The 15478-nt window shown below is 64.4% G+C and carries 14 protein-coding genes; 6 read left to right on the forward strand and 8 right to left on the reverse strand.

Annotated elements, in window-relative coordinates; all coding sequences use genetic code 11:
* Window positions 1-34: 34 nt before the first annotated feature.
* Entirely contained in the window at window positions 35-796 is a 762-nt protein-coding gene (locus tag GPT33_RS05215; protein ID WP_296806264.1) for a TSUP family transporter, read from the forward strand.
* Here the strand turns inward: GPT33_RS05215 and GPT33_RS05220 are convergent.
* Window positions 778-1389: a hypothetical protein gene (locus tag GPT33_RS05220; protein WP_296806265.1), complete on the reverse strand. Its 612-nt coding sequence runs from the start codon at window positions 1387-1389 to the stop codon at window positions 778-780. The genes GPT33_RS05215 and GPT33_RS05220 overlap by 19 nt on opposite strands.
* 274 nt (window positions 1390-1663) lie before the next feature.
* Between GPT33_RS05220 and GPT33_RS05225 the strand changes: the two genes are divergently transcribed.
* The 4 genes from GPT33_RS05225 (at window position 1664) to GPT33_RS05240 (ending at window position 7601) form a co-directional block, all read left to right on the forward strand.
* On the forward strand, window positions 1664-2413 hold the full coding sequence (locus GPT33_RS05225) for an MBL fold metallo-hydrolase (RefSeq protein WP_296806266.1): 750 nt from the start codon (window positions 1664-1666) through the stop codon (window positions 2411-2413).
* Between the two features lie 242 nt (window positions 2414-2655).
* The gene (locus GPT33_RS05230; RefSeq protein ID WP_296806267.1) at window positions 2656-3633 is read left to right on the forward strand and encodes a DUF3782 domain-containing protein; all 978 of its coding nucleotides are present in this window, start codon (window positions 2656-2658) and stop codon (window positions 3631-3633) included.
* A 226-nt stretch (window positions 3634-3859) separates the two neighbouring features.
* Complete coding sequence (mutS, locus tag GPT33_RS05235; RefSeq protein ID WP_296806268.1) at window positions 3860-6466, forward strand: DNA mismatch repair protein MutS; 2607 nt, start codon at window positions 3860-3862, stop codon at window positions 6464-6466.
* A 25-nt stretch (window positions 6467-6491) separates the two neighbouring features.
* The gene (locus GPT33_RS05240; protein ID WP_296806269.1) at window positions 6492-7601 is read left to right on the forward strand and encodes a choloylglycine hydrolase family protein; all 1110 of its coding nucleotides are present in this window, start codon (window positions 6492-6494) and stop codon (window positions 7599-7601) included.
* Window positions 7602-7829: 228 nt separating this feature from the next.
* Here the strand turns inward: GPT33_RS05240 and GPT33_RS05245 are convergent, their stop codons facing one another.
* The 5 genes from GPT33_RS05245 to GPT33_RS05265 all read right to left on the reverse strand — a co-directional run bounded on the left by GPT33_RS05245 (window position 7830) and on the right by GPT33_RS05265 (window position 11684).
* On the reverse strand, window positions 7830-8603 hold the full coding sequence (locus GPT33_RS05245) for a PP2C family serine/threonine-protein phosphatase (RefSeq protein WP_296806270.1): 774 nt from the start codon (window positions 8601-8603) through the stop codon (window positions 7830-7832).
* A gap of 52 nt (window positions 8604-8655) precedes the next feature.
* Window positions 8656-9390: a DsbC family protein gene (locus GPT33_RS05250; RefSeq protein WP_296806271.1), complete on the reverse strand. Its 735-nt coding sequence runs from the start codon at window positions 9388-9390 to the stop codon at window positions 8656-8658.
* A gap of 7 nt (window positions 9391-9397) precedes the next feature.
* On the reverse strand, window positions 9398-9880 hold the full coding sequence (locus tag GPT33_RS05255) for a YajQ family cyclic di-GMP-binding protein (RefSeq protein WP_296806272.1): 483 nt from the start codon (window positions 9878-9880) through the stop codon (window positions 9398-9400).
* Between the two features lie 99 nt (window positions 9881-9979).
* On the reverse strand, window positions 9980-10876 hold the full coding sequence (xerD, locus tag GPT33_RS05260; protein ID WP_296806273.1) for a site-specific tyrosine recombinase XerD: 897 nt from the start codon (window positions 10874-10876) through the stop codon (window positions 9980-9982).
* A 307-nt stretch (window positions 10877-11183) separates the two neighbouring features.
* Entirely contained in the window at window positions 11184-11684 is a 501-nt protein-coding gene (locus tag GPT33_RS05265; protein WP_296806274.1) for a methylated-DNA--[protein]-cysteine S-methyltransferase, read from the reverse strand.
* A gap of 499 nt (window positions 11685-12183) precedes the next feature.
* Here GPT33_RS05265 and GPT33_RS05270 point away from each other — a divergent pair, with 499 nt between their 5' ends.
* Window positions 12184-12648, forward strand: a complete 465-nt coding sequence (locus GPT33_RS05270) for a YcgN family cysteine cluster protein (protein WP_296806275.1) — start codon at window positions 12184-12186, stop codon at window positions 12646-12648.
* 34 nt (window positions 12649-12682) lie between these two features.
* Here GPT33_RS05270 and yegQ read toward each other — a convergent pair whose 3' ends face one another.
* Window positions 12683-14050 carry a tRNA 5-hydroxyuridine modification protein YegQ gene (yegQ, locus tag GPT33_RS05275; protein ID WP_296806276.1) on the reverse strand — a complete coding sequence of 456 codons (1368 nt, stop codon included), beginning with the start codon at window positions 14048-14050 and terminating at the stop codon, window positions 12683-12685.
* 5 nt (window positions 14051-14055) lie between these two features.
* Entirely contained in the window at window positions 14056-15093 is a 1038-nt protein-coding gene (locus GPT33_RS05280; protein WP_363929041.1) for a ChaN family lipoprotein, read from the reverse strand.
* Window positions 15094-15478 lie beyond the last annotated feature (385 nt).

Here is a 15478-nt window from a genome sequence, read left to right on the forward strand (position 1 = left end):
GATTTCAACCTGAACGGCGAGGACGCAGACCCGAGTGGATTCCCCCGAGATCGCCTTGATCCTGTTCGGCCTCGCCCTGCTCGCAGGCTTTGTCGATGCCATCGCCGGCGGCGGCGGACTCATCACCATCCCGGCCCTGCTCTGGGCCGGTCTGAGCCCGGTCGAAAGCCTGGCCACCAACAAGGCGCAGGCGGTCTTCGGCAGCGGAAGTGCGACGATTCACTTCATGCGCAAGGGCATGATCGAGCCGCGCGGCGCGGCCTTCACGGTCGCCTGCACCTTCGTCGGCGCCGCACTCGGTGCGATCCTGGTCCAGCAGATCGACAGCGCCGCGCTGCAGCGTCTGATCCCGATCCTGTTGGTCGGGTTCGCACTCTACTTCCTCTTCTCCCCAAGGGTCTCGGATCTGGACTCGCACCAGCGGCTGTCGACGCCGGCCTTTGCCGCGACGGTCGGAATCGGCGTCGGCTTCTACGACGGCTTTTTCGGCCCGGGCACCGGGACCTTCTTCGCGATGGGTTATGTCGCGCTGCTCGGCTACAACATGCGCCGCGCCACCGCCCACACCAAGCTGCTCAACTTCACGAGCAATCTGGCGGCGCTGATCTTCTTCATGTTCGGCGGACACGTCGTCTGGATCGTCGCCGCCTCGATGGCCCTCGGCCAGCTCATCGGTGCTTGGTTGGGCTCGCATCTGGTGCTCAAGCACGGGGCCGTGCTGGTGCGCCCCATCCTGGTCGTATCCTCGGTCCTGGTCTCGATCAAACTCTTCCTGGATCAGTTCAACGGAACCTGATCCGGTGAGCGTGCGGCGGCCTGTCGCGCGAGCGCGGCGCCCGAGAGCCAGAACAAGGCCGGATCGTCCTCGCGCGCAAGCTCGCCGTCGCGCATGATCAGCAAGCCGTCGGGCACCGTCCAGGTCGCGACCCCGTCGTCGGTCTCGTCGTTCTCGTCCGAGGTCGGCAGATCATCGGCCCGACCGACACGGCCCTCCACCCAGTCGCGCATCAAGGGATGGTAGATGCGGCGGTACGCCACCTTGACCGCACGCAGCCCGTCGCCGACCAGAAACAGGGTCACCGAGGATGCCGGCATCCCGTTGAAGGCACCGATCTCCGCGGCGCAAAGACGGTCGCCGAAGGGATTCGCCCCGTCGGCACATTGAAACGCGAGCTTGGGGAAGGTCTCGCGGATCTGCGCCTCGGTCAGGGCGCCGGTGAAGGCATCCAAGGCCGCGTTCATCTCGGGCTTGCCGAGCAGGAACATGAGGGCGAGATCGGTGCGCCGCTGACCGTCCTCGGTGAAGGCCAACCAGTAGAAAGGGCCGAAAACGAGCGCCAGCATGAGGAGCGTCTTGTAGAGCCGGGGAAGCTTGAGATCGTGTCGCATGGCGGCATTCTAACGGGAAGCGTGGATCGAGACCCAACAACCTTCAGTTCGGCCGGCTCGTCGCCTTTGCGGTCGATGGCCGCCAGCCGGCGCACATCCACGGGGCCGACCAGAGCCAAGGCCGACGCCAACGCGGCATCCAGTGTCCGAAGCCCCGCCCCGCGCTCACCACCGACACCGATCGCGAATTCCATCCACACCCCGGATCGCTCCGACGCAGTTTCGGGGTATTACCATACGCCTCTCGCACACGTCATTCTCAACGGAGGACAACATGCTGTTCAAACAACTTTTCGAGCCGATCTCGAGCACCTACACCTATCTGCTCGCCTGCGAAGTCACGGGCGAGGCGATCTTGATCGACCCGGTGCTGCCCACCTGGCAGCGTGATCTGGCTGAGGTTTCCAAGCTCGGACTGAAGCTGCTCTTCACGCTCGATACGCATGTCCACGCCGATCACATCACCTCCGCACTGACGCTCAAGCGCGAAGCGGGCAGCCGGATCGCGCATCCGGCGATCGACGCTCTGGCCTGCGTCGATGTGCCCATCGAGGAAGGGACACCGCTGACGGTCGGCAGTCTGCGTATCGACCCGCTCTTCACCCCCGGTCATACCGACGGCCATCACGCCTACCGGATCGGGGAGCGGGTTCTCACCGGCGACGCACTCCTGATCGACGCCTGCGGTCGCACCGACTTCCAAAGCGGCGACCCGACAGCCCTGTATCACAGTGTGGCCGGCAAGCTCTTCTCGTTGCCCGAGGAGACGCTGGTCTACCCCGGTCACGACTATGAGGGACGTTGGGTCTCGAACATCGCGCAGGAGAAGACACGCAACCCGCGCCTCGGCGGCAATCGCTCGCTCGAATCCTTCGTCGAGCTGATGAACGGGCTGAATCTCGCCTATCCGAAGTTCATCGACTTCGCGGTCCCCGGCAACCGGGAATGCGGCGTCTGTCCTCCCGGCGTGCCGGACAACCTCAGCCAGTATTGCGAACAGATCGGTGAGAGCCGGCAGGGCTGAGGACCCACTCAGCGCAACCCACGCGCAAGGCGGTGCGGTATCCGCGCTACCGCTCTGTGCTGGCTGCGACACACCGGCACACATCGATTCGGCGTCTCGCGGGACCGGATCGCGCAAAAGCCGGAGCACGCGGGGACAAACCGGGCCGGTGGCAAGGGTCCACGCACGATCACGGCCCCCGCGGCTCTGGTAGGCTCTGGTAGACTCAGGCAAAGAACCACAGTCGCTTTTCGGCATCGAACATGACCACGGAATCCTTGAAAGAGACGATCAAGCGCGAGCTGCCGACTTGGTTGCGGGAGGATCCTGCGTTCCGGACCTATGTGCTTGAGTTGACACGGGACGAGTACGCCGACCGCAAGGAGACCGGAGATCGGTTCTACGAGCTTCTCGGCGAGCTTCGTCGCGACCGCGAGAAGCAGGAGCGCGAATGGGAGGCAAACCAGGCCGAGCTCAAGCGCATGCGCGAGGAAGAGGCGCAGAAGTGGAAGGAGAATCAGGCCGAGCTCAAGCGCATGCGCGAGGAAGAGGCGCAGAAGTGGAAGGAGCAAGCGCAAAAGTGGGAAGCGAACCAAGCCGAGCTCAAGCGCATGCGCGAGGAAGACGCGCAGAAGTGGGAGGAGCAAGCGCAGAAGTGGGAACAAGAGAACCGCCGTTGGGACGAGAACCAAGCCGAGCGCCGCCGCCTTTGGGACGAGAACCGAGCCGAGCAGCGTCGCCTTTGGGAGGAAAGCCGAGCGGACAGCAATCGCCGCTGGGACGCGAATCAGGAAGAGTTGAAACGCCTTCACAACGAGATCATGGCCCAGGCGCAGAAATTCGATCGCGGCATCGGTGCGCTCGGCTCGCGTTGGGGGCTCCAATCCGAGAAGGCGTTCCGCGATGCCCTGGCCGCCATCCTGGAGCAGAGCTTCGACGTGCAGGTGGTCAACGTCACCGACTACGACGACTCGGGCGAGGTCTTCGGCCGTCCGGATCAGATCGAGCTGGATGTCATCATCAAGAACGGGCTGCTGCTGATCTGCGAGCTGAAATCCTCGATCGACAAGGCCGGGATGTACATCTTCGAGCGCAAGGCGCGTTTCTACGAGCGGCGCCACGAGCGCAAGGCCAATCGCCTGATCGTCATCTCGCCGATGATCGACGCCCGAGCCCGCAAGGTCGGCGAGCGGCTCGGGATCGAGATGTATGGCGATTCGACCGAGGTCGAGGCCGTCTGAACCGCGTCTCTCTTCATCCGAGATCTTTTTGCGACGATGTGCCTCGCCGGATACCAATCGCGTGGTGCCGGACGCGGTTCAGGAATTGAAATGCCTTGATTTTTGAAGATGCATTGATCCGGACTCGCTGGAGCCTGAGCGCCATCGAGCTCGCGACCGGCACGACGTCGTTCCGTACCATCCTCACGGCACTCCACCTCCGATTCCCGTCAGCGTCTTGCAGGCAATGGATAAATCAGACCAGAGCGCGCACACCCCGGTGATGCAGCAGTACCTCCGTCTCAAGGCGGAATACCCGGACATGCTGCTCTTCTATCGGATGGGCGATTTTTACGAGCTGTTCTTCGAGGACGCCGAGCGGGCAGCGCGCCTGCTGGACATCACGCTGACCAAGCGGGGGCAGTCGGCCGGCCGGCCGATCCCGATGGCGGGCGTGCCCTATCATGCCGCCGAGGCCTATCTGGCGCGCCTCGTCCGCAAGGGTGTCTCGGTGGCGATCTGCGAGCAGATCGGCGACCCGGCCAAGAGCAAGGGGCCGGTCGAGCGTAAGGTGGTGCGCTTGGTCACGCCGGGCACCTTGACCGACGAGGCATTGCTCGACGATCGGCGAGAGAATCTGCTGACGGCGATCGCCGAGGGGCGCGATGGCTACGGCCTGGCGTTTTCGGAGCTCTCGAGCGGGCGGTTCTCGGTCTTGGAGGTCGCCACCCGCGAGGCGCTGGCCAGCGAGCTGGAGCGCCTGAAACCGGCCGAGATCCTGGTCGGCGAGGACAGCCGGCTCCCGGATGCACTGCGCATCGACCAGGGCGTGACCCGCCGCCCGAGCTGGCACTTCGACCGCGACACCGGCGAGCGTCTGCTCTGCGATCAGTTCGGCACCCGCGACCTGAATGGCTTCGGCTGCGCGGGGCTGGATCTTGCCGTCGGCGCCGCGGGTTGTCTTCTGCAATATGTCCGCGACACCCAGTTCGCCGCCCTGCCCCATCTCCGGGGTCTGACGACCGAGCAGCGTGACGAGGCCCTGATCCTGGATGCCGCGACCCGGCGTAACCTGGAGATCACCGAGAGTCTCGGAGGTCGACCGGAGCACACGCTGGCCGGCGTGCTCGACCGGACCGCAACCGCGATGGGCAGCCGTCTGCTGCGACGCTGGCTCGGCCGGCCTTTGCGCTCGCGATCGGACGTGCAGTCGCGTCATGCCGCAATCGGGACCCTGATCGACACCGGCGTCCACACCGACTTGCAGACGGTCCTCGCCGGGATCGGGGATCTGGAACGCATCCTCTCGCGTATCGCATTACGCTCGGCGCGCCCGCGGGATCTGGCCGCGCTACGCGATGCACTGGCCGTGCTGCCGGATCTGCGCGCACCGCTCGAGGGCTGCGACGACCCGCTGCTCCTGACCCTCGCCGAGGCGGTCGGCACGCACCCCGAGGTTCTGGATCTGCTTCGACGCGCCATCATCGCGCAACCGCCGATGCTGATCCGCGACGGCGGCGTGATTGCATCCGGGCTCGACGCGGAGCTCGATCGTCTTCGCGAGCTCTCGGGCAATGCCGATCGCTTCCTGCTCGACCTGGAGACCCGCGAGCGCGAGCGCACCGGCCTCCCCGGACTCAAGGTCGGCTACAACCGGGTCCACGGCTATTACATCGAGCTCGGTCGCAGTCAGGCCGATCAGGTCCCGGAGGACTACATCCGCCGCCAGACGCTCAAGGGCGCCGAGCGCTATGTCACGCCTGAGCTCAAACGCTTCGAGGACGAGGTGTTGAGCAGCCGCGAGCGCGCGCTGGCTCGGGAAAAAGCGCTTTACGAGGATCTGCTCGCGACCCTCGCAGAGTCGCTCGGGCCTCTGCAGACCAGCGCGGAGGCCATCGCGACGGTCGATGTCATCGCCAATCTTGCCGAGCGCGCCCGGGCACTGGACTGGTCCCGGCCGAATCTCACCGACGAGGCCATCATCGAGATCGACGACGGACGTCACCCCGTGGTCGAGACGGTCCTCGACGACCCCTTCATCGCCAACGGCCTGCGGCTTGATCGCCGCCGTCGGATGCTGGTCATCACCGGTCCCAACATGGGCGGCAAATCGACCTACATGCGCCAGAACGCCTTGATCGTGCTGCTCGCCTACAGCGGGAGCTACGTCCCCGCGCGCGCGGCGACCATCGGCCCGATCGACCGCATCTTCTCGCGGATCGGCGCCTCGGACGACCTCGCGGGCGGGCGCTCGACCTTCATGGTGGAGATGGAGGAAACGGCCAACATTCTGAACAACGCGACCGCTCAGAGCCTGGTGTTGATGGACGAGGTCGGGCGCGGCACCAGCACCTTCGACGGTCTCTCGCTCGCCTGGTCCTGCGCCGTGGAGCTGGCCACGCGTATCGGCGCCTACGGGCTTTTTGCGACCCACTATTTCGAGCTGACGACACTGCCCGAGGAATATCCCGGAATCGCCAACGTCCACCTCGACGCGGTCGAGCATGGCGCCCGTATCGTCTTCATGCACGCCTTGCGCGAGGGTCCGGCCAATCAGAGCTACGGCTTGGCGGTTGCCGCGCTGGCGGGTGTGCCGGCCTCCGTGATCGCGCGGGCACGCGCGCGGTTGCGGGAGCTCGAAGCGGGTGCGCGGCGACACGCGGAACGTGATGCCGTACAGCTCTCGCTCTTCCCGCCCGATCCCGAGCCCGCCGCACCGCATCCGCTTATAGATGCCATGGAGGCAATCGAGCCGGACAGCTTGACGCCCCGAGCGGCGTTGGAGCTGGTGTATCGGCTGAAGGATCTCTCAGCGAGTTCCGGCTCCGTGTGTGCTATACCGGACGGGCGTTGAATCAAACAGCCCAGAGAGGTCTCGCATGAAAGCACGACAGGGTTTCTGGACCGCGTTCGCCATGTTCGGCATGGCCGTCGTCATGACACCGGCGCTCGCCTGCACCGGAGGCGCGCTCACCGCGAAGGATGGCGGCGTGGTGGTCGGTCGCACGCTGGAGTTCGGCAAGCCGCTCGATTCGCAGCTGGCGGTCTGGCCCGCCGGCTCGCAGTTCAGTGGGACAACCGAATCGGGCAACAACGGTCTCGCCTTCACCTCCAAATACGGATTCATCGGCGCGACGGTCGGCACGGTCTACGACCAGATCCTCGACGGTCTGAACGAGAAGGGGCTCAACGTCGGCCTTTTCTATTTTCCCGGCTACGCGGAGTATCCCGAGCCGACGCCCGAAAATCTGGCAAAGGGCCTATCGCCCGGCCAAATCCCCGCCTGGATACTCGCCAATTTCGCGTCGGTCGACGAGGTCAAGGAGAACATCGATCGGATCGCCGCACTGCCGGTGAAGTTGGACGCAATCGGGATCGTTCCGGATGTGCACTTCAAGGTGCAGGACGCCTCCGGCAAGGCCATCACCATCGAGCCGATCGGCGGAGAGCTGAAGGTCTACGACAACCCGGTGCGCGTCCTGACGAACTCGCCGGATTTCACCTTCATGTTGACCAACCTGAACACCTACCTGAACCTTTCCCCCGGCTTTCCGAAACCCAGAAAGATAGGTGACTTCGAGCTGGCGCCCTTCGGGATGGGCGCAGGAGCGGTCGGCATGCCGGGCGACTTCACTGCACCCTCGCGCTTCGTGCGCATGACCTTCTTCACGCAGAACGTCCCCGAGCAGCCCGACACCACGGCGGCAGTGGCCACACTCTTCCATCTCCTGAACAACTTCGACATTCCCTACGGCTCGGATCAACCCCCGCCCGGCTCGGCCGAGAACTACGACGAGTTCACCACCTGGACCGCGGTCAGCGATCTCGAAAAGGTGCAATATCACTGGAAGACCTACGGCCACCAAAGCGTGCGTGTCGTCGACCTGCGCGAAGCGCTGCGCCAGGCCGGTGACCGGATGATTCACCGCGACATGGGTCCGCAGGCGCCGACGGACATCTCGCACTCGACACCCGTCGGGATGAGATAGACGCCGCACCGATCGGTCGGCCCCGCGTGATCGGACTCGGGACAGTCTGTCCAGAACCCGAACCGCACTCGGCCGTTTCCGGTTCGGAACGACACCGATGAGACGAGGTGGTTTGAGAGAACCTGAGAAGAGCGGACGCCGCCGGGCTTCGGTGCCGTCGGCGTCCGGAGTCGCACCGATCACCGCGGCTTGGGGACGGGCTTTCTTGCACACTGCGACGGTCGATCGTCAGCCCGATTCGGTCGCTGGCGCGCCGACCCGCAGCAGCGCCAATGTAATGTTGTCGTTGCCGCCTCGCTCGTTGGCCAGACGCACAAGCGCCTCGGCGGCGGGCTCCAGATCGTTCCCGAAGCTCGCCGTGAGCACCTGACACAGCCAGTCCTCCGGGACCATGCCGGTGAGTCCGTCGGTGCAGAAGAGGAAGATATCGCCGCGCGCGAGATCAGCCACCCCGCCGGAAACCTTGACCTTGGGCGACGAGCCTAATGCTCGGGTCAGGATGTTTGCTCCGATCCCATAGCGGCGGGCGTCCTCGCGGGTGCTGAAAAATCCCTGATCGACGACCTCCTGGATAAAGGAATGGTCTCGCGAAAGCTGCTCCAATCGTCCCTCGCGCAACCGATACAGTCGCGAATCGCCCACATAACCGAAGGCCAGCCAATCGTCTCCGACGGCACCCAGCACCACGGTTGTCCCCATCCCGGAGAGATCCGGCTCCGCCTTGCTCAGCGTCCAGATGGCGACATTGGCGTCCTGGATTGCCGTTTCGACAAAGGCTTTCGCCGCGTCCGGATGCAGTCGATAGGCCATGTCCTCGCTGAAACGCTTGGCGATGACCTCAGCCGCCAGTGCGCTTGCAACCTCGCCGGCACGGGCGCCGCCGATGCCGTCCGCCACGATCAACAAGCCGAGCGCAGGGTCGACGGCCACTGCATCCTCATTGCCCGCACGCACGCGGCCACGGTCGGTGCGCCAGGCAAATTCGAGGGTATGAGTCGTCATGACGTCACCGCGTATCGCTTCGACGTCATCGCCTGCGCCCTAATATCGAGGCTCAGGATCCAGGCGCCCCGTTGAGCCGGGCCGCCAGACGCTTGGGCTCTACATAGCCCGGAATCATTTCGCCGGTCTCGGTGAGGATGGCCGGGGTCCCGCGCAGGCCAAGCTCTGTACCAAGCGCCATGTGCGCGTCGACCGGGTTCTCACAGGTCTTCTCCGGGATCGGCTTACCGGCCTTCGCTTCCGTCATGGCCGAACGCTGGGCGGCGGCATCGCCCGCGCACCACACCGACACGGCCTCGGTGTAGGCGGGACTGCCCTGTCCTGCGCGCGGATAGAAAAGATAACGGACACGGATTCCTTCCTTGAGATACTCGTCCATCTGGCCGTGCAGCTTGCGGCAGTAGCCGCACTCGATGTCGGTGAAGACGGTCACGGTGTGCTTGGCGTCGTCCGGCCCGAAGACGACCATCTGAGACTCCCCGACGCCGTCGACCAAACCCTTACGCGCTCCGGCCAGACGCGGCTCGGTCAGATCCTCGCGCGTCTTCAGATCGACGATCCGGCCGTCGACGAAATGGCGCCCGTCGGCCGTGACATACATCAGCTGGGTGCCGACCATCACCTCGTAGAGCCCCTGCACGGGGGAAGCCGTCACGCTGTCGATCTCGATGCCCGGGACGATCTTGCCCAGTGCGTCCCGAATGGTCTTCTCGGGCGATGCCCAGGCGGACTGAGCGGCGAGCATCAAGGCGGCAAGGGCGAGTGCGGAAACGCTGGCTTTCGTCATTGGATTCTTAATCTCTAAAGTTGGTGAACTGGATCGGCAGACCCCAATCTTCACCGCGCAGCAGCGCGATTGCGTCTTGGAGGTCGTCGCGTTTTTTGCCGGAGACCCGCACCTGGTCCCCCTGAATCTGGGCCTGCACCTTGGTCTTGCTGGCCTTGATGGCCTTGACCATGCGCTTGGCGGTCTCGCTGTCGACGCCCTGTTTGAGTGCGATCTCCTGGCGGGCCGCGCTGAGATTCGAAACCGGATCGCCGGGGTCGAGCGAAGACAGATCAATCTTCCGTTTGACCAGCTTCTGACGGAGGATATCCATCATCTGCTGCAGGTGAAATTCCTGCTCGCCGATCATCAGGATCTTCTCCTCGCTCAGCTCGAAGCTTGCCTTCACACCCTTGAAATCGAAGCGTGTATCGATTTCGCGGTTGGCTTGATCGACCGCGTTGCGGACTTCCTGCAGGTCGATTTCCGAGACGATGTCGAACGATGGCATAGGTTTTCTTACTCCGCACGCAAATCACCGAAGACGGCCATTGTGCGAGAAATCCCGCCAAAAGCGAACCGCCGCGCATCCTCCGCCCCGGATCCGCCCTCAGCCCCGTGGATGATGCCGTGCGTGGAGCTGCTTCAAACGCTCACGGGCTACATGGGTGTAGATCTGTGTGGTTGAAAGGTCACTGTGGCCCAAGAGCATCTGCACGACGCGCAAATCCGCGCCGTGATTAAGTAGGTGCGTGGCAAATGCATGGCGCAAAGTGTGGGGCGACAGGGGTTTGAAGACGCCGGCCTCGAGGGCATAGCGCTTGATCAGCAGCCAGAACGCCTGGCGGGTCATGCACTCGCTGCGGCAGGTCGGAAAGAGATAATCGGTCACGCGACCACCGAGAAGCTCGGCACGGGGTCCACGCAGATAGTCGAGCAGCCAGGATGTCGCCTCCTCGCCGAGCGGCACCAGCCTTTCCTTGTCGCCCTTGCCGACGATCCGCACGACACCTTGCGTCAGACCGACCTGTCCGGTTCTCAGCGTCACGAGCTCGGTCACCCGCAGACCGCTCGCGTACAGCACCTCGAGCATGGTCCGATCTCGGTGCCCCCGCGCGTCGGCGGTGTCCGGTGCGCCGAGCAGCGCCTCCACCTCAAGCTCGCTCAGACTCTTTGGCAGAGGGCGACCCAGCTTCGGTGCCTCGACCCGGGCGCTCGGATCGTCGCGGATCACACCGCGCCGCAGAAGGTATTGATAGAACTGGCGTAGACAGGACAACAGACGTGCACTCGAGCGCGGTTTGCGGCCCTCTTGCGAGAGAACGACCAGATAGTCCAGCAGGTCGAGCCGCTGCGCCTCGATCAGCGAGCGACCACGTTCGCGTGCGACCCAGGCGGCAAAGGCACGCAGATCCGACTGATAGGCCGCCAGCGTATTCGGACTCAGACCCCGCTCAAGCCAGAGCGCATCGGCGAAACCCTCGATCACCCCCAGATCGACAGGCATTAAACCGCATCTCCCGCGACATGCGAGGGCGGGCCTTGCTCGTAACTCTCGCCATCGTGGCGCGTGGCGCAGAGCGCCGCGGGGCATGCGTGACACCGCAGAGCGGGTGTCCCGAGCCACTGATGTTGGATCACGAGCGACTGATGTGCTGGGTGGCCGGTCTCCCGAGCGAGGCCCGAGGTCGTCATCCGGGGTCGACCTTGCAGCAGCCCGCGAGCGCCGGAGCAGACCCGGCTTAAGTTATTGACGTCAATTTCCGTTCTCATCTAGACCGCATCAGGGATAAAGTCTACGGGGATACTCCGCGCTACGGGTCCGACTCAAACCCCTGTTCGGGCTGCGGACGCGGTTTACATGCCTCGTGGACGAGCAGCCAGCGTTTGACCTCGAGCTTGCGTCCGCTCGTATCACCCGAGAAACCGCCGAGGCCGTTGACCGCGACCACCCGATGGCAAGGCACCACAATTGGACAAGGGTTGGCGCGACAGGCCTGCCCGACGGCGCGCGGGCCGCTCCCGAGTTGTCGGGCAATCTCGCCGTAGGTGCGGGTTTCGCCCGCGGGGATCCGCCGCAGCTCGGCCCAGACCCGCTGTTGAAAACCGGTGCCGACCAGCACGACCGGCAGATCGAAACCGGCCGACGCCTCCTTGAAATAGGACGCGAGCTGCAACCGGATAGCCGACGGCATCGTTTCCGAGCCCACGTCGGCGTCCGCGCCCGGCGGTTCAAGGTCGACGCCGGTCAAGGTCTCGCCGTCCCATTGGATGCCGATCGGGCCGATCGGGGTCTCAATCAGAGTCTGCGGCATGGTGTCTTCCTCTGATGATGTTATCGGCCGTCCGGTCTTCGGCCGAGGCGAGGTCGGTCTCATCTTAGCCCGCGCGGCTGCGCCGGAAAAGGCAGCGGAAGCCTGTGGATAAATCTGTGGGCGAGTTGTGCGGTAGAGAACGAGGGCAGTGCCCATGTCACTGTTTTTTCGAAAGCCGCTGACGAAGAGGATGAACACGACAATAATAAAAACAGAGTATTAACGACTTTCCCTGGAAATGAACGTTCAGACCGTAGACACCCGTGTGTTCCATCGCGCACCGGGTGTTGGTGTGCATAACGTCTCTGCGGCTCGGTCCCGATTCGCATAAAAGTCAAGTCCCCAACGGGAAGTATCGTTCAGCTCAGGCCCCGGCACGAAGAGCCGGGACCGGATTCACCGTCGCGAGAGCCAACCGACTGCCAGCCCGATGCCGGATGCATCGACCCTCTGGATCGGTCAAGATAGACGCAATCAGTGACCTGTGGATATGCCCGACATGAGCGAACCCGATCAAGGCCCGATTGAGGGAATGGCGAGATTCTGGGAAACAACCCCGCTCTCCGCCATGACGTCCGAGCAGTGGGAGTCGCTCTGCGACGGCTGCGCGAAATGCTGTCTCGAGAAGTTCGAGGAAGAGGAGAGCGGGGACATCATCTATTCGCGCGTCGCCTGCGCGCTTCTGGACCTCGACACCTGCAGGTGCAGCGATTACGCCGACCGAGCGCGGCGCATGCCCGATTGCGTCACCCTCACACCTGCGGCACTGGCGAACTCGCGGTGGCTTCCGGAGACCTGCGCCTACCGGCTGTTGGCCGAGAAAAAGCCGTTGCCGAGCTGGCATCCGCTGATCACCGGCGATCGGAATTCCGTCCTGGAAGCCGGGCAAAGCCTCTACGGGCGGGCCATCAAGCCGGGGCCCACGACAGACCCGCTGATGCATCTCATCGATTGGATTCGCTGAGGCGGATCGTGGTGCTTCCTTTGGTCGATACGACCTACAGGGTCGATGAGGCGGGGGGCTCGGACAGCATTCGGGTGAGCAGCGCGTGCCGGTCGAGGGCCGAGACGGTTGGTGGCGGGACGGGGATGCGCACCTCCCAGCCGTCGCCCGGCGCGACCTGAAGCTCCGTATCATCGATGTTCCTCATGCACTCCAGTCGGAAGCGATGATTCCCGGAGGGGGTCAGAAGCTCCAAGGCGTCGCCGACGGCAAACCGATTTTTGACCCGGACATCGGCCCAGCCGTCGCGAGTGCCGGTGACCTCGCCGACAAAGATCTGTCGCTGGTTGCGCGAGGCCCCATCGTCGTAGTTCTGCAGCTCGCTCGGGGCATGACGCCGGTAGAAGCCCTCGGTGTAGCCTCGGTTGGCAAGCCCTTCCAGATCGGTCAGCAGATCGCTGCGGAACGCGCGCCCCGCGAGCGCGTCGTCGATCGCGGCACGGTAGACCTGAGCGGTGCGCGCGACATAGTAGTGCGACTTGGTCCGTCCCTCGATCTTCAGCGAATCGATTCCCATCGAGACCAGCCGCGCGACGTGCTCGACCGCGCGCAGATCGCGCGAGTTGAGGATGTAAGTCCCCGCCTCGTCCTCGAAGATCGGCAGATAGGAGCCCGGACGCTCGCGCTCTTCGAGAAGATAAACCTCGTCGGCGGACGGATGCCGCGGTGCACCCATGATGTCGCCGCTCGTCTCGCCCTTGCCGTCCATGGCCAGGTTCGAGAAGCCCGGAATCGACTCGATCGACGCCGCACTCGCCACGCGATAGTCCCAACGGCAAGCGTTGGTGCAGGCACCTTGGTTGGCGTCGCGATGATTGAAATAACCCGACAGCAAACAGCGCCCCGAGTAGGCGATGCAGAGTGCGCCGTGCACGAAGACCTCGAGCTCGACGTCGGGACAGGCGGCGCGGATCTCGGCCACCTCGTCCAACGACAGCTCGCGCGAGAGGATGACCCGCGAGACCCCCTGCGACGCCCAGAAGCGCACCGCCGCGGCATTGGTGGTATTCGCCTGCACGGAGAGGTGGATCGGCTGGTCCGGCCAGCGCTCGCGCACCAACAGGATCAGGCCGGGGTCGGCCATGATCAGAGCATCCGGACCCATCGCGAGAATCGGCTCCAGATCCGCGACAAAGCTCTTGAGCTTCGCGCCGTGCGAAAGGATGTTGGCCGCCAGGTAGAAGCGCTTACCGTCGGCATGCGCCTCGGTAATGGCGCTCGCGAGCGTCGCCCCGTCGAAGGCATTGTTGCGCACGCGCAGACTGTATCTGGGCAGGCCCGCATAGACGGCGTCCGCCCCGTAGGCAAAGGCGTAGCGCATGGCCTGCGGGGAGCCCGCGGGCGAGAGCAGCTCGGGTCGCATGCGGCTCAACGCAGCTCCACCTGGAAGCTCAGTCGCTCGTCTGCGCCGAGCTTGCGCTCGCGCAGGACCTCGACGGGCATCTTTTCTCCCGGCCCCTTGTCGAGCAAGGCGATGCGCACATCGGCGTAGGCGCTCACCGGTTGGTCGCCGATCTGCACGATGCGGTCCCCCTCCTGGATACCCGCATCCTTGGCGCCGCTCGACTCCGCGAAGCCCTGGACGAGCGCACCGTCCTTGTCGATGCCCGATTCGAGCATCACGCCGAGCAAACCGGACGCGGGCAGCGCAATCTCCTGCGGGAAGAGAAAGAAATCCGCCGCTGCCGGATCCATGCTCCGCTGGGTTCCGTTGAGAATCGTCACCGTCGGGACATCGAGACGGCGCGTCAGCCGACTGGGAATCCCCTGCCCGTACTCGACATGCCCCGAGCCGGCCAGAACGACAAGCGTGCGCTCCGGGTTTGCCATGAGATAGGTCGCCGCGCGCTCGGCCATCCCCTCGTCCCAGAGGAGCTGAACCTCGAGGAAGTTCTCCACATCCTGCTTGCGCTCGCTGGGGTGCATCGCAAACACGGCCTCGATACGCTCGCGGTAGGTCGGGTCGCTGCGGTCGATCTCGGTCGGGACGCGGGCGCGTTCCGCCTCGGTCAAGCCGGCGATCCCGACCTCGCCGACGCGCCGCGTCAACTCGGCTTCCAGATTCAGGGCGATCACCGGGATGGCGTGCTCGCGCGCGAAGCGCAGGATGGGACGATAAAGCCGATAATCGAAACGCCAGCGGTCGAAATATTCCGTGCGGCGCAGAAATTCGGCCTCGTCGATTTCGCCCGCGACATAAGCGTCGATCGCCGCCTGATACGGCTGCTGGAAGAACTCCATCCCGATCGCCAGGGATTTGCCGCGTCCGTGCAGCCCTTCGATCACGGCCAACTGGTTGAGGTGGTCCTCGTAGCGATCATGGCTCTCGCCGACGAAGACAACTCGACGATCGGCAATGCGATCGAGCAGGTCGCTCATGTCGGACAGCGCGGCAAGCTCCAACACGCGGGTACCCGGATCAGGCGACAGCGTCGAGCTGACTTGCGCGCCGGATTGCGCGCCGGATTGCGCGAAAGTTGAGTGCGGAGGCGCAGACTCGGACCCTGCACAGGCTCCGGAAACCAGGACGGCGGTAACGACGAAAGCCGACAATTGAAAATAGGACACGAAGAACCCTCTCTGGTCATGAGCCGATTCGGCCCGCATATTTGTACTCGGCGCAATGCAGACAGCTCGCTCGCGCTCCCGATCCTTCAGCCGCCTGGACCCTAGACTGATGCGAAACCCGTTCGTTTCAAGCCGCTTGCTCTGCCGTTCGATACTTCTCGGGTCGATCCTGCTCGGGTCGTCACAGGTCACGGCAGACGTGCTCGTCGAGCACGCTATCGAG

It is taken from the genome of Thiocapsa sp. (genome assembly GCF_011390875.1).
GTDB lineage: Bacteria > Pseudomonadota > Gammaproteobacteria > Chromatiales > Chromatiaceae > Thiocapsa.

Coding starts and splice junctions, on each gene's coding strand:
- GPT33_RS05265 (WP_296806274.1), bottom strand. CDS start 11,684: ATGCCGCAGACTCTGATTGAGACCCCGATCGGCCCGATCGGCATCCAA.
- GPT33_RS05250 (WP_296806271.1), bottom strand. CDS start 9,390: ATGACGAAAGCCAGCGTTTCCGCACTCGCCCTTGCCGCCTTGATGCTC.
- mutS (WP_296806268.1), top strand. CDS start 3,860: ATGGATAAATCAGACCAGAGCGCGCACACCCCGGTGATGCAGCAGTAC.
- yegQ (WP_296806276.1), bottom strand. CDS start 14,050: ATGCGACCCGAGCTGCTCTCGCCCGCGGGCTCCCCGCAGGCCATGCGC.
- GPT33_RS05270 (WP_296806275.1), top strand. CDS start 12,184: ATGAGCGAACCCGATCAAGGCCCGATTGAGGGAATGGCGAGATTCTGG.
- GPT33_RS05245 (WP_296806270.1), bottom strand. CDS start 8,603: ATGACGACTCATACCCTCGAATTTGCCTGGCGCACCGACCGTGGCCGC.
- xerD (WP_296806273.1), bottom strand. CDS start 10,876: ATGCCTGTCGATCTGGGGGTGATCGAGGGTTTCGCCGATGCGCTCTGG.
- GPT33_RS05255 (WP_296806272.1), bottom strand. CDS start 9,880: ATGCCATCGTTCGACATCGTCTCGGAAATCGACCTGCAGGAAGTCCGC.
- GPT33_RS05230 (WP_296806267.1), top strand. CDS start 2,656: ATGACCACGGAATCCTTGAAAGAGACGATCAAGCGCGAGCTGCCGACT.
- GPT33_RS05225 (WP_296806266.1), top strand. CDS start 1,664: ATGCTGTTCAAACAACTTTTCGAGCCGATCTCGAGCACCTACACCTAT.
- GPT33_RS05240 (WP_296806269.1), top strand. CDS start 6,492: ATGAAAGCACGACAGGGTTTCTGGACCGCGTTCGCCATGTTCGGCATG.
- GPT33_RS05220 (WP_296806265.1), bottom strand. CDS start 1,389: ATGCGACACGATCTCAAGCTTCCCCGGCTCTACAAGACGCTCCTCATG.